The following is a 13771-nucleotide window of genomic DNA, read 5'->3' on the forward strand; positions in this document are numbered from 1 at the left end:
CCCTACGATCGCGGAGGCTACGTCCTTCAGGATCCCGACCGTGACAAGAAGCTTCTGCTCCATCACCGCGAAATCCATCTGCTCACCACGCGCATCGAGCAGAAGGGCCTCACCGTGGTGCCCACGAAACTGTATTTCAAGCAGGGCAAGGTCAAGCTGGAAATAGCCCTTGCGCGCGGCCGCAAGCTGCACGACCAGAGAGAAGAACTCAAGCGCCGCGCCGAGTCCCGCGACATGGAACGGGAACTTGCGCACCGGTAATGTCCGTCTCGTTCAGAGACGCTGAAAACGCTTTGCCGCATCGGCAGAACGAGTTCACGCCGGACGACGGAAGGCGGCGTTCACATGGAACGCCGCCTTCCGTCGTTTTCTCCGACCGTACGCACGGCAAAGGTCCGGCCTGTGCGGAAGCATGCCGTCATCCCGCGCGGGACCTTGGTCGCAGGGGATGGACACCGGCCTAAAACTCTGCGGATATACGGGGACGTGCCGCCCCTGACGCGGCGCGTCCCCGTTCTTTTCCCTCTGCCGCGCTATCCCTTCATCAGAGCGGGGAGAACGGTGGAAATCGGAGGGAAGGCTATGATGACGAGCAGGCACACCAGAAGCGCCAGCACAAAGGGGACGGCCGCCCTGTACATGGTTCCCAGGGACACGGAAGCCACTTCCTTCATCACGAAGAGGCTGATGCCGAACGGAGGCGTGATGGACGCCATGTTGTCGAGAATGACGATGATGACGCCGAACCAGATGAGATCCCAGCCGAACACCTTGGCGATGGGCACGAAAATGGGCACGCATATGAGAAGCAGCGGCATGGAGGGCAAAAAGCAGCCGAGAATCAGGAACACCATGACGATGGCGAACATGACGGCCATGCCGGGCAGATCCATGCCGGCTATGGTGTTGGCCAGCACCATGGGAATTCTGGTCATGGCCATGAAGTAGCTGAGCACGATGGCGCCGCACAGCACCGTAAAGCACATGGAAATGTACTTCGCGGAATCCTTGAGCGTGCTTATGAAATCCCTGACGCTGAGCCGGCGCAGAAGAAGCGCGAGAATGAGCGTGCCGCACGCGCCTATGCCGCCGCCTTCGGTGGCGGTGAACACGCCGCCGTAAATGCCGCCTATGACAAGGATGAAAATGAGCATGATGGGCAGGCCGGACTTCAGGGAAACGATTCTCTCAGCCATGGTAGCCCGCGGCAGGCGCGGCGCAAGAGAAGGATTTTTGACCACCATCAGCCACACGGCCAGCATGAAGCAGACCATGCACACAAGTCCGGGTATGATGCCTGCGATGAAAAGATCGCCTATGGACTGCTGCGCCAGCACGCCGTAAATAATGAACGTGGTGCTCGGAGGGATGAGACAGCCTATGGTGCCGGAACAGGCCAGCGTACCCACGGCCAGGGCGTCGTCATACCTGTTCTTGCGCATTTCCGGCAGGGCGATGGCCGCCATGGCTATGCTGCCGGAAAGCACGTCGCCCACCACCGCGCCGAACAGGGCGCAGGCCACCACGCTGCCCATGGCAAGCCCGCCGCGCATGTGTCCCATCCACTTGCGGGCGCAGTTGTAGATGTCCTCGCCGAACCTGGCGTAGAAGCACAGATATCCCATGAGCATGAAGAACATGAGCGGAGCCCAGGAATAGCTGCCCGCCGTGCTGTAGAGCGCCTTGCCCGTGGTTCCGAACGACGCGGGAATGCCCTTGAGCTGGGCGATGAAGATGAGCCCCGTGGCAATAAGGGCAAAGGCCACCGGAACACCGAGAAAAAAGAGAATGAAAAGCAGGACGAGACCGGCTATGCCGACCTTGATGGAGGACATTCCGGGAACCTTGTGCGTGGCGACGTACCACATGACGAGCACTCCCGCCACGGCCAGGACAAGGGCCAGCAGGGTCTTTCCCGCACCGTTCAGACGCATGGCTGCGGCCATGTTCTCAAAAAGCTGGGAGAGCAGAGCCACCGCCAGCAGACAAAAGCCGAAACTTGCAAAATAAATAAACGGTTCCAGTGGGATACGAAGAACCAGCGTAACGGACGACGTTTTCATGCCGTAGCGTAACGTGGTCCACGCACAAAACAGCACGATGACCACGGACCACAGTCCCGTGGCGACTTCGAGAAGCGCCCGGGAAGGTTCCCTGAGGCGTGAGGTAAGAATGTCCATGGTGACATGGCTTTTCTGCCACTGCGTGACCGCTATGGAAGAAAAGACGACGATCACCATGAGAAGTTCCGTAAGCTCCGTGGTCCCCGGGATGGAGCTGCCGAACATATACCTCAGAAACACGTCGGCAAACGTAAGCAGAACCATGAGCATGAAAATGCCCATGCCCGCCGCGCTGAGAAAGGACGCCGGCTTTTCCGTCAGTCTCAGCATTCTTGCGATTCCTTCCAGCATGTCGGGGAGTCCGGCTCCCTGTGCGGAACCGGTGGTGCGGGGATTTTCCATATCTTTTTCCTTTGTCGAGGCCCTCCGGCCTCACGTCATGCAAACATACCATGGCGGCGTCCGCATCGCCCAGAAACAGGCCATGCGGACGCCCGGAACTTTTCCGGCGGATTACTTTCCGGAACTCTTTTTAAAAATCTCCATGGAGCGGCTGTCCTTCCACGGCTTGGCATAGGTGGACTGGAGCTCGTGAATCTTCTTCACCATGGCCTCACCGGGGTATCCCGCCTTGTCCAGAATCTGCGCCCATTCCACAGACACGGGAACAACCCGTCTGTCGATTTCCGCATATTCCTCATCGGTAAGCACATGAAGCTTGCCGCCCATCTGCTCCATCCAGGTGTCGAGGCTCTGATAGGGAAGCGTATTCCAGAACTGCGAGAAGCTCTGACGACCGTACTCGCCGGACACGCTGTCGATCACGGCCTGCAGATCTTCGGGCATGCTGTCGTACACGTCCTGATTCATCATCACGCAGAACACGAAGCAGGTCGTCTGCACGGCGGTGACATGCTTGATGACGTCGCCGAGTCTGCGGGACACAAGCAGATCGTAGTCCACGGTGGCGGCGTCGATCACGCCCTGCTGAAGGCTGGTGAACACGTCGGCCATGGGCACGCTGACCACGGAAGCGCCGAGAGCACTTACCTTCTGCGCCACCTGATAGTCGCCGAGCACGTTGATCTTCTTGCCCTTGAATGCATCAAGCGTGGTGATGGGCTCCTTGCTGCCTATGAGCATGCCTACGGTCTGCGCATGGGTGAAGAGCACCTTCACGCCGTCGAATTCCTTTTTCACTTGCGGAAAGGCTTCCTGAACGGCAAGCACGAAGGAGGTGGGGTCTTCCATGGAAACGCCGGGGCTCACCGTGGTGAACACGCGTTCATGGAACGGGAACTGGCCTACGGCCACGTCGAAGCTGAACTCCGCCATGTCCGCCACGCCGGTCTTGACGGATTCAAAGGCATCGGCTTCCTTGCTCAGCGCCTCGGCAAAATAGGGTTCCACCTTGATGCGTCCGTTGCTGCGCTTTTCCAGCTCTTCCACCCAGGGCTTGAGCGCATGGGTCCAGCGGTTGTGGATGGGAGGAATGGGCAGGTTGAGACTCAGCACGTATTCGGCGTCGGCCGCATTCGCGCTGCCGGAGACGGACAGGCCGGTCAGACAGAGCACCATGCTCAGAAAAATAAGGGACAGCTTTCTCATGGGGTTCTCCTCGTGCGTACGTCCCGTCCGGCATGGACGGGACAAAATCATCATAAAAAGGTGTGCAGCGGGAACTTGAAGGATATGCAGGCGCCGGGACAGGCCAGACGGCAGCATCCGCAGTGCCAGCATTCATCGGGATAGGCCACCTGCGGCGAACAGTCTCCGGCCTTGAGAATGAGTCCGGGACAGCTTGCCACGCATTCTCCGCACTCCTGGCAGTGGCCGCAATGCAGACAGCGCCCGGCTTCCTCAACGGCGTCTTCCGCGCTGAAGCCCTTGTCGAGTTCCTCAAAGGCCAGCCAGGTTTCGCGGGCCGTATGCAGTTCCGTGTGCCTGCGCGGGCTCTTCACATGATAGGCGATGTTGACTATTTCATCGAAGGCAACCTCATGCTGCACCCCCTTATGCTCCAGGTATTTCAGCACGATGCTGCCTTCCTCATTAAGCCACGCGTCGACGGCGCGCCCTTTCTCCACGCCCGTGAGAAAGGCATGAATGTCGAAGGCCGCCGCTCGGCCCTCGGCCACGGCCGTGGACACCAGGGAAGGACCGCTGGCGCATTCGCCGGCCGCAAAAAGTCCGGGAATCGACGAGGCGCTGAACGAAGTCTTCACGCAGCCGCGGGGCGTTCTTTCCACCTTTTCCGCAGCGCTGCCTTCCAGCAGGGCAAGATCAACCATGAGACCGCTCGCGCAGATGACCACGTCCGCTTCCACGCGAAGCTTGCCGCCGGGGACGAACTCGGCGTGCAGCGCCCCGGATTCGTCAAAGGAAAACGAGGAAACGGCATCTGCCGTCACGGCGCGCACGCGTCCGTTCTCCACCTCGACGGAGGCTGCCAGATGACCGGTGTGAAGCGTGACGGACTCATCGTCGGCCTGCTCGATTTCGGCGCGGGGCACGCGCATGTGCTCACGGTCTTCCAGACAGATCATGCTGGTTTCCGCCGCGCCGAGCCTGCGGGCCGTAAAGGCGCTGTCGAAGGCCACGCCGCCGCCGCCGAGAATGACCACCTTCCGTCCTTCGAGACTTTTGCGGCTCAGATTGGCGTCCTTCAGGAACGACACGGCGGGAAGCGCATACTCGATGCCGGGAATGTTCAGCATGCGCCCCTTGCGGTTGCCCACAGCAAGCAGGCAGGCATCGTAGCGGGACATGATCTCGTCGAGACTGATGTCTCGTCCCACTTCCGTATTGGTGAGAATGCGGACGCCGAGGCCAAGAATCATGCCCACTTCGCGGTCCACCACGTCCTTGGGCAGACGAAAGTCGGGAATGGACTGACGCGGCACGCCGCCCGCCACGGGCGAAGCCTCGAACACCGTGACCTCATGACCGAGCAGCGCGGAAAAATAGGCGCAGGCCAGTCCGGCGGGTCCGGAACCTATGACGGCGATCTTTTTGCCGCTGGCAGGCAGTACCTTCAGTCTGCGCACGTCGGCAGCGCCTGCATCCGCCGCGTATCGTTCCAGTGAACGCAGGGAAAGCGCCTCATCGTACTGAGCGCGGTTGCACGCTCCCTCGCAGGGATGCGGACAAACTCTGCCCGTCACGCCGGGGAAGGGATTGCCTGCGCGAAGGACATACAGCGCGCGGGCGGGATCACCCTCGGCAATGGCTCTTTCCATCTTCTGAATGGGATTGCCGAGAGGGCACTTGCTCTCACAGGGGGATGTCCGCCCCTGACCGGAACGTCCGTCGTTGCGGACATAGACCACATTGGTTTCTTTACTGAAAACAGGAGGCATCTCCAGCTCCTTGAAAAATGATGTCGATAAAGGACGCGTCCGCGTCACGGCCTCTCACCGCATGTCCGCGCCGCTCATCTAGCGGACGACGGGCCTGCGCCATTCGCAGAAGGGAGCGCCGTCCTTTTGGAAGACGACAAGCAGCTTGTCGTCATAGGAATGGTCCTCTTCGGGATAATCGGTGCGCTTGTAGACGAACCTGGTCTCCTTGCGTTCAAGAGAGGCCATGGTGGTCAGAATGCAGGTGCGCAGAAGATGGAAGGATTCATGGGCGCGCATGAGCTCATGCAGGTTGGCGGCCATGACTTCGTTCATGCGGCTTTCAATGTAGGCCAGCTTTTCCAAGGCTATGCTCATGCCCTTGCCGCTGCGCACATATCCCATGTAGTAGTTCATGACCTGCCGTATGGCGGCCTCGAACTTTTCCTGACGTATGCCGTCCTCCGCATGAAGAGGCATGAAGACTCGTTCCTTCTCCCGGAGTATCTCATCCTCGTCCACCGCCGAAGGCTCGTAGAGGGAACAGGCTTCCACGGCATGCGTTCCGGCGATGTAGCCGCTGCATATGGAACCGGAAAAGTCATGGAACATGCTTCCGCCGAAAAGCCCCTTCACTGAACGCGACTCGAAGTTGTCCTTGAGGTACATGATGCCGTTGACGTAAATTTCGGAAAGCTCCACTTCCATGGGCTTTTTGCTGAAGTCAATGCCGGCCTGCTCGCAGTAGTCGTTCCAGGTTTCCTTATCGCCGGGCATGCTGTCGTGCTGGAGATGGTGCAGAATGTCCTTGTCGATGTGCGTAAGGTCGAGCACGAAGGGCGGGCCGTTGCCCTCGGACTGCTCCTGTGCCGTTCCGCGCACGAGAAGACAGCGGGGGCCGACTTCCATCATGGGATGATACTTGGCCATGTAGCGCTCGCCGAGGGCGTTAATGCCCTTCGCGCCGCTGGAGGTGATGCCATTCATGCCGGGGCAGCCCCAGCCCTTGGGGATAAGGGTGGCTTCCTGCTCGGTGTCCAGCGTGATGATCTCCGCACCGGCCTCATAGCCCAGCGCTATCTGACTGCCGGTGATGAAGGGAGAAAAGGCGATGTTGAACGGATTGAGGGAAGAGTTCACCGTGACCCGTCCGGCAAGGCGGCCGAGCGCCAGCACCACGGAGCGGGTATGAATCACATGAAAGGTACCGTCGAGCACATGAAAGCCCGCCGCTCCGACCACGCGTCCGTCACGCACAAGAAGCCTGGTGCACTGAAAATACTCAAGGGTGTCCACGCCCTTGGAACGGATGAGTCCGCCGAGTCTGCGCTTGATGTACTTGCCGTTGTTGATGTGGGTCCACCAGCTGCCGGGCTGACCGAATCCGGTGGTGCGGTAGAAGCTTCCGTCGGGATTATACAGAAATTCAATGCCCAGAGACTTGAGCATCTCTATCATGCGGGGCATGACGGCGAGCCACTGCTTCACCTGAGCCGGAGTGTAGCCCGTCATGGGCGTGCAGTAAAAATCTATGGCCGTGGCTTCGTCGTCACCGGGGGCTCCGGTATTCAGCACCGCCATAAAATGGTCGTTGCCGCCTCCGAGCGAACCGCAGCTTTCCAGCTTGCCCTTGTCCGCGAGGAGCACACGAACGCCCTTGCCGCTCGCCGCAAGCGCCGCGCCGCAACCGGACGCGCCCGCACCGAGCACAAGAACATCAGTCTCGTGCGTGATGACCGCCATCTCTCCAGAATCGTGCATGAAAAACCTCCTTTCAGCTTTTCTGCTTTGACTCTGTTATGAAGGGTCATGCCGGAACGGAGTAGTGCATTTGCATCATTTTTGCACTTTTTTTCACTTTGCATGAGAAAAAGGCCGCCTCTCTTCCGCTTCTCTTCCGAAAACTTCGAGGAACGACGACCATCCGCCCTCTTAAAAAAACGGGGGGCTCTCCCGAAACAGGAAGAGCCCCCGGACGTCGCTGAAAAATTTTATTCACGATATTTCCGCAAGTTCTCTCAATTGCCGAGGGTCAAGAATCTCCAGCTCCCGTCTGGTGAACCGACCTACCACCCCCATTGTGCGCAAGCGGCACAAGATGCGCGTCAGCGTCGTGCGATGCATTCCCAGAAGAAGCGCCAGCTCCTGCTGGGTCATGCCCGGAGCGAACACTGCGCGACCTCCGTTTCTCTCGGAGAGCTCGCCGATGATGCGGCAGACCTGCGCCACGGAATTGGTGAGCGAAGTCTCGGCCAGCCGCTGGGAGTGGATGACCATGTGCACGCACAGGGAATGAACGAGATTGATCATCAGATCAGGATGAGCGGCGGCAAAGCTCTCGTCCGACAGAAGCGCGGCATCGAACAGTGCGACCACGGCATCCTGCGTGCAGGTGACCAGCGTATTGTCCTCGTCTCCCACGATGACGGAAGGAACGTTCATGAGCGTTTCCGGCCCGGCATACAGAATGGTGCGTTCCTCCCCGCTGCGGCTCACATACGACAGACGTATCCTGCCGGAAACGACGTAGTAGAAGCACGGCCTGCCGTCATGCCGGGAAAGCCCCGTGCGTATGTCCATGCTCTGCCCCTTGCGGATGGCTTTCCGCTCCGCAAGATGCAGCACCTTTTTCCACGGCGCGTTGAGCCTGCCTACCGTGGAGCCCTTCATCAGCACGACATGGGGAGCGCCCGCACGTTGTGACGCTGCCATCCTTACCCCCTTTTCCTTCGGTCCCCCTCTTCCGGAACGCCGAAGAGCGCCCGGCCCGCGACGTCGAAAACATCCGCCGCGATCTTCGCTTCCTGCATCCCGTGCCGGCGGTGCGGCCGGCGCTTTCCGCATCGTTCCGACGCACCGCCTTCTGCGGCCGGGACGTTTGCCGGAAAGCTCCCGGTTCGTTCAGCGTTGCCGAATCGCACCGAAGGCCGGAATCAAGAGCTCTAGCGGGCCATGTGATAAATGTTCACGAGATCTTCCACCCCGAGCGGACGAACCACGCCCACGGGGCCGCCTATGCCGCGCCAGCACTTTTCCGCCATCTCGCGCATCTGCTCTTCCGTAGGCGCAACGCCGAGCTCGGAAAGCGACGTAGGCATGTGAATGGCCCGAAAGAAATTTTCCATGGCTTCAATGCCCTTTTCCGCCATTTCCTCATGCGTGCCCGCGCCGCTCACGCCCATGACCTTGTGCGCAAAGCGGGCAAAGCGCGCAGCATCGGCCCGATACACGTATCTGGCCCAGCTGCCCCATACGGCGGCAAGTCCTGCGCCGTGGGAAACGTCGAAAAGCCCGCTCAGCTCATGCTCGATCTTGTGGGAGGCCCAGTCGCCGCCGTCCGTGCCGCAGCCGGTGAGCCCGTTGTGCGACAGCGCGGCCGCCCACATGACTTCAGCGCGAGCCTCGTAGCAGGACGGATCGTCCCGAAGAAGGAGCGCATTCTTCATCACGGTTCTGAGCAGCGCCTCGGCAATGCCGTCGGTAAGCTCCATGCCCCCCTCATGATAAAAATACCGTTCCATGGTATGCATGAGAATGTCCACGCAGCCCGAGGCCGTCTGCCATGCAGGCAGCGTCAGCGTGAGTTCGGGATTCATCACGGCAAATTTCGGGCGGGAAAGCTCGCTGCTGTAGCCCCGCTTTATCCAGCCCTCCTCACGGGTGATCACGCAGGAAGCGCTCATCTCGCTGCCCGCGGCGGCAATGGTGAGCACTGCGCCCACGGGAGCACAGGCCGTGGCCTTGCGCTTCTTGTCGAAGAAGTCCCAGACCTCGCCTTCGTTGGCAAGTCCGTAACCTATGGCCTTGGCGGAGTCGATGACGCTTCCGCCGCCTACGGCCAGCACGAAGTCCACGCCTTCCTTTCTGCCGAGCTCGATGCCTTCATGAATTTTTGAAAGACGAGGATTCGGCACCACGCCGCCGAGCTCCACGAAGTCCACGCCTTTCTTCCGCAAGGAATCCCTTATGAGGGAAAGAAGCCCCGAGCGTTCCGCGCTGCCCCCTCCGTAATGCAGCAGCGCCCTGCGCCCGCCGCATTCTCTGACAAGCCTGCCGGTTTCCGTTTCCACGCCTCTGCCGAACACGACTCTGGTCGGCGTATTGAACACAAAGTTCTTCACGATGCTCTCCTTTCACTCTGATGCGGCCACTTCGCCGCAACGTCTTTCCCGAAGCCCGGAAACGTATGCCCCGGTACTTTCCGCGCAGCACGCGGCGGATGTGAACGCCGCTATCCTTCCGTGTCCCGAAAAACAGGAACACGGCAGGCCGGACGCTGACCGGCACGCTCTTCCGCCCTTCGACGCGTTCACAAAGATCCGTGCCGAAGAATGCTCCGGGGCTTCCTGCGGCCTTCCGTGCGCCGACCGCGCCGGATCCGGAACCGTCGCGAACGTCTGTCCGTCGCCGATGCCGCTCTCTTTTGGCAGAAGAATAAAAAAGAGGGCCGTCAAGGAACACGACCCTCTTCTCTTGTAACCGTCAGAAAACGCTTTTACCTGCGCGCCTTCGCAAGGCTCGCCGCAATCAGGCAAGATCCATGATCTTCTTGCGATCGTCTCCGGGAAGAATGCCCCGCTTGCTTTCCCGCACGAACTGGATGAAGCCCATGATTTCCGGCAGATGACCGTATTCGGCCTCGAGCTGCATGAGCGCATCGGGGCGCGGAATGCCGGAATACCACGTCATGCGGTAGGCCTGCTTGAACGCCGAAAGCAGCTCCATGGAAGCCTTGGCACGACGCAGACCCACGATGTTGGGAGACTGAATGGTGGCCCGGTTGCCCACGGCCAGCATCCACGGAGGAAGATCCTGCGCAAGCCCGGACATGCCGCCCACAAAGGCGTGCGTGCCCACACGAACGAACTGATGCACGGCGGAAAGTCCGCCGATGATGGCGTTGTCGTCCACAAAGCAGTGCCCGGCCAGCGTGGCGTTGTTGGACATGACCACGTTGTTCATCACCGTGCAGTCATGCGCCACGTGCACATAGGCCATGAGCAGATTGTTGTCGCCCACGCGGGTGATGCCTCCGCCCGACTCCGTGCCGCGGTGCAGCGTGGTGAACTCGCGGATGTTGTTTCTGTTGCCGATGACGAGCTGACTTTTTTCGCCGTGGAATTTCAGATCCTGCGGTTCCCCGCCCACGGCGGCATAGGAGTAGACATGGTTGTCTTCCCCCATGGTGGTGTAACGCTTGATGGAGGCAAAGGCGTCGATGCGGGTTCTCGCGCCGATGACCACGTCATCTTCAATGACGGCGCAGGGGCCGATGATGACGTCATCGCCTATCTGAGCCGAAGGAGAGACAAACGCTGTCGGATGGATCTGAGGTGCTGCCATGTCAGAACGACTCCCTGGGAAGGACGGATGCGGTAAGTCTGGCTTCGGCAACCACGTTGCCGTCCACATACGCCTTGGTATCCATCTTCCAGAGCTGCATTCTGTGCGTCAGATTGGTGCATTCCATGACCAGCTTGTCGCCGGGGCGGACGGGCGAGCGGAAGCGCGCCTTTTCTATGCCGGTGAAAAGATAGATCTGATCGGGATGCTCCTTGAATTCGGGGAAGCTGTGCGCCACGAGAATGACGCCCGTCTGCGCCATGGCTTCGATCATGAGCACGCCGGGCATGACCGGAACGCCGGGGAAATGCCCCTGGAAGAAGGGTTCGTTGAACGTGAGATTCTTATACGCGCGGATGTGATCGCCGGGCACCAGCTCGTCCACGCGATCCACCAGAAGGAAGGGATAGCGATGGGGCAGAATGCTCAGGATCTCCTTGATGCCGAGGGAAATGGACTCGCTCATGGTGTTATTGCCTTTTAACGGTTTATAGTGACGGCGCAAGCCGCACGGCCCCGCGAGATACGTACGAAGCAGCGGGCTCATACCGGCGGCGGCAACGCGCCGCCGGAGCCGGATCAACGATGATGCATCATGGACATCCAGCGATTCCACATGGCCACAAGAGAGCGGTCGGTCTTGTCGCTGGCCATGGGCTTGTGGCCCATTTCCTTTTCCAGCCTGGCCACGCGCTTGAACAGCTCGGGGAGCTTGGGCATGAGCGTGGCGTTGCGCAGATAGGTATTATAGTCCATGGTGGGCGAACCGCCGACGACCTGCCCTTCGGAAATGTCCTTGGCAACGCCGGCCTGCGGTCCGATGGTGGAATTGCTGCCGATGTGCAGATGTCCGGAAATGCCGGCCTGCCCGGCCATGGTCACGTTGTCGCCCACGTGCGTGGAACCGGAAATGCCCACCTGAGAAACGATGAGGCAGTCCTTGCCGATGTGCACGTTGTGGCCCACCATGACCAGATTGTCGATGCACGTTCCGTCGCCGACCAGCGTGGAGCTCAGAGCAGCACGGTCCACCGTGGCGTTCGCCCCGATTTCCACATGGTTGCCGAGTTCCACGTGGCCGATCTGCGGAACCTTTCTGATGCCTTCCGCCGTCCGAACGAAGCCGAAGCCCTCGCCGCCGATGACGGCACCGGGCTGAAGCACGCAGGCTTCTCCGAGCTTCGTTCCAGCCATGAGCACGACACGGGGGTACAGAATGCAGTTTTCCCCGAGCTCACAATCCTCTCCGATGTAGCAGCCCGGGAAAATGACGCTGCCCCTGCCGATTTTCGTGCGAGGGCCGATATAGCAGAAGGGATAAACGGTGCAATCCTCGCCAAGCTCGGCCTCGGGATGAATGCAGGCCATGTGGCTTATGCCCGTAAAGCTGCCCTGCGGCTTGACAAAAAGCGTCAGCGCCTGCGCGAACATGGGATAGGGATTGTCCGTCACGAGCGCACGGGCAACGTCGTTCTCGTGTTCGGGCCGCACGATGACGGCCCCGGCTCTGGTGGTGGACAGCTGTGAAACGTACTTGGGGTTGGCAAGAAAGCTCAGTTCCGTAGGACCGGCTTCTTCCAGCGTGTTGATCCCGGTGATGACGATGTCGTCTTCAGGATCCTTCAAAGAGAGTTTCACACCGAGCTTGTCCGCAATTTCGGAAAGCTTGAACGAAGGATTGGGCATTCCTTGCTCCTTTGTTACTTCACGGAGCTGAGATTGAACTTGCCGCCTTTGGACTTCCACACCTTGTTGACTTCTTCAATCAGGCCGCTCGTCACGTCGTTGGCCTGAACGTAGAACATGACCACGGACGCGTCGATGATCATGTCATAGCCGTTCTTCTTCGCGTAGTTCTCGCAAGCCGTGCGCATGACGTCGTTCATCTGAGAATTGATGGCCTGCTGCACGCGGGAAAGACGCTGTGTGTAGGCGGTACCCTTGGTTTCCAGCTCCTGAGCCTGCTTCTGGATCTTCTGCGCGCGTTCGTTGCGGGCCTTTTCCGAAAGGGCGGCAGCCTGCTTGCGCAGATCCTCAGCCTGCTTGCTGAGGTCTTCATTCTGCTTTTCAAGCTGCTGGCGTTCCTTGCCGAACATGGAAGTCAGCTGCTTTTCAGCCTCTTTGCCGGGATCGCTCTGGGCGGAAAGACGCAGGGGGTTGGCCACGCCTATCTTGCCGGCGGCCTGAGCCTGGGACGGCAGAACCACGGCGGAGCAGAAAAAGGCCACAACCAGCGCAATGACAGTGCGACGAAGCATAATTAAACTCCTTAATAAGGAAAAATTAGCATAAGCAACATGCCGAAACAAGCGGCACAGACAACGGTTCAGAGTACCCTTGAGGGTACGAAGGCGTCAAGAATGATTTAAGCGTACAGGCGGGCGAGCTTTTCCAGGGCGCGACGAGCGCTTTCCGCCGGCGTGACGCCGAACGCTTCCACGCTCAGCGTGGCATAACGCCGGTACAGCGTCTCGCGTTCGCGGAAAAGCTCCTCGATGGTCTGCCCGGGAGCGATGGCCAGTCCCCTGTCGGGATTGCGGGCAATGCGCTCAAGTACGACCTTCATGGGCACATCGAGATAGACGACGGGCCCGAGCGAGGCCAGATGCTCCATGGTGGAAGGCCGGTACACGACGCTGCCTCCGGTGGCGATCACCGTCCGGCACAGACGCAGGGCGCCGACGATTTCGGCCTCGACGTCGATGAACTCATCCTTGCTCATGGCGTCGGCCACGCGCTGCAGGGGCGCGGCAAAAACGGCCTCGATGACATGATCTGAATCCACGAAGGCCCAGCCCAGCAATCGGGCCACAAGGCGGCCCACCGTGGTTTTGCCTGCACCCGCCATGCCTATGAACGTGATGCAGCCATTTTCGGGAATGGATGGCAGAGACTCGGAGTTCTTCTGCTCGGATGAGGGTTCCGTCATAGATGTCCTTCCGGGCGAAAGCCGTTTTTTTCGCGCAATGCAGCGCTGTTTTCAACTTGGCTATACGCCGCGCGCGGAAGGATTGCAAATGCAATCCT

At 59.9% G+C, this 13771-nt stretch carries 12 protein-coding genes; 1 reads left to right on the top strand and 11 read right to left on the bottom strand.

What is annotated here, in order from left to right; all coding sequences use genetic code 11:
- Nucleotides 1-261: SsrA-binding protein (locus tag QZZ60_RS06745; RefSeq protein WP_295639630.1), on the top strand; the 261-nt coding region annotated here is incomplete at its 5' end.
- 272 nt (nucleotides 262-533) lie between these two features.
- Here the strand turns inward: QZZ60_RS06745 and QZZ60_RS06750 are convergent.
- The 11 genes from QZZ60_RS06750 to thrB form a co-directional block, all read right to left on the bottom strand.
- On the bottom strand, nucleotides 534-2465 hold the full coding sequence (locus tag QZZ60_RS06750) for a TRAP transporter large permease subunit (RefSeq protein WP_295639633.1): 1932 nt from the start codon (nucleotides 2463-2465) through the stop codon (nucleotides 534-536).
- Between the two features lie 111 nt (nucleotides 2466-2576).
- Nucleotides 2577-3671, bottom strand: coding sequence for a TRAP transporter substrate-binding protein (locus QZZ60_RS06755; RefSeq protein ID WP_295639636.1), 1095 nt, complete (start codon nucleotides 3669-3671; stop codon nucleotides 2577-2579).
- Nucleotides 3672-3721: 50 nt separating this feature from the next.
- Nucleotides 3722-5422, bottom strand: a complete 1701-nt coding sequence (locus QZZ60_RS06760) for an FAD-dependent oxidoreductase (protein WP_295639639.1) — start codon at nucleotides 5420-5422, stop codon at nucleotides 3722-3724.
- A gap of 78 nt (nucleotides 5423-5500) precedes the next feature.
- Nucleotides 5501-7162, bottom strand: a complete 1662-nt coding sequence (locus QZZ60_RS06765) for an FAD-binding protein (protein WP_295639642.1) — start codon at nucleotides 7160-7162, stop codon at nucleotides 5501-5503.
- A 234-nt stretch (nucleotides 7163-7396) separates the two neighbouring features.
- Nucleotides 7397-8113, bottom strand: a complete 717-nt coding sequence (locus QZZ60_RS06770) for a Crp/Fnr family transcriptional regulator (RefSeq protein ID WP_295639645.1) — start codon at nucleotides 8111-8113, stop codon at nucleotides 7397-7399.
- 230 nt (nucleotides 8114-8343) lie between these two features.
- Entirely contained in the window at nucleotides 8344-9522 is a 1179-nt protein-coding gene (locus QZZ60_RS06775) for an iron-containing alcohol dehydrogenase (RefSeq protein ID WP_295639648.1), read from the bottom strand.
- A gap of 406 nt (nucleotides 9523-9928) precedes the next feature.
- Nucleotides 9929-10744: an acyl-ACP--UDP-N-acetylglucosamine O-acyltransferase gene (lpxA, locus tag QZZ60_RS06780; RefSeq protein ID WP_295639651.1), complete on the bottom strand. Its 816-nt coding sequence runs from the start codon at nucleotides 10742-10744 to the stop codon at nucleotides 9929-9931.
- Between the two features lies 1 nt (nucleotide 10745).
- Nucleotides 10746-11210, bottom strand: a complete 465-nt coding sequence (gene fabZ, locus QZZ60_RS06785) for a 3-hydroxyacyl-ACP dehydratase FabZ (protein WP_295639654.1) — start codon at nucleotides 11208-11210, stop codon at nucleotides 10746-10748.
- Nucleotides 11211-11323: 113 nt separating this feature from the next.
- Nucleotides 11324-12430, bottom strand: coding sequence for a UDP-3-O-(3-hydroxymyristoyl)glucosamine N-acyltransferase (gene lpxD, locus QZZ60_RS06790; protein ID WP_295639657.1), 1107 nt, complete (start codon nucleotides 12428-12430; stop codon nucleotides 11324-11326).
- A gap of 14 nt (nucleotides 12431-12444) precedes the next feature.
- Complete coding sequence (locus QZZ60_RS06795; RefSeq protein WP_295639659.1) at nucleotides 12445-13002, bottom strand: OmpH family outer membrane protein; 558 nt, start codon at nucleotides 13000-13002, stop codon at nucleotides 12445-12447.
- Between the two features lie 107 nt (nucleotides 13003-13109).
- Nucleotides 13110-13673: a homoserine kinase gene (gene thrB, locus QZZ60_RS06800; protein WP_295639662.1), complete on the bottom strand. Its 564-nt coding sequence runs from the start codon at nucleotides 13671-13673 to the stop codon at nucleotides 13110-13112.
- Nucleotides 13674-13771: the final 98 nt, after the last annotated feature.

This window comes from uncultured Mailhella sp., assembly GCF_905187505.1.
Taxonomy (GTDB): domain Bacteria; phylum Desulfobacterota; class Desulfovibrionia; order Desulfovibrionales; family Desulfovibrionaceae; genus Mailhella.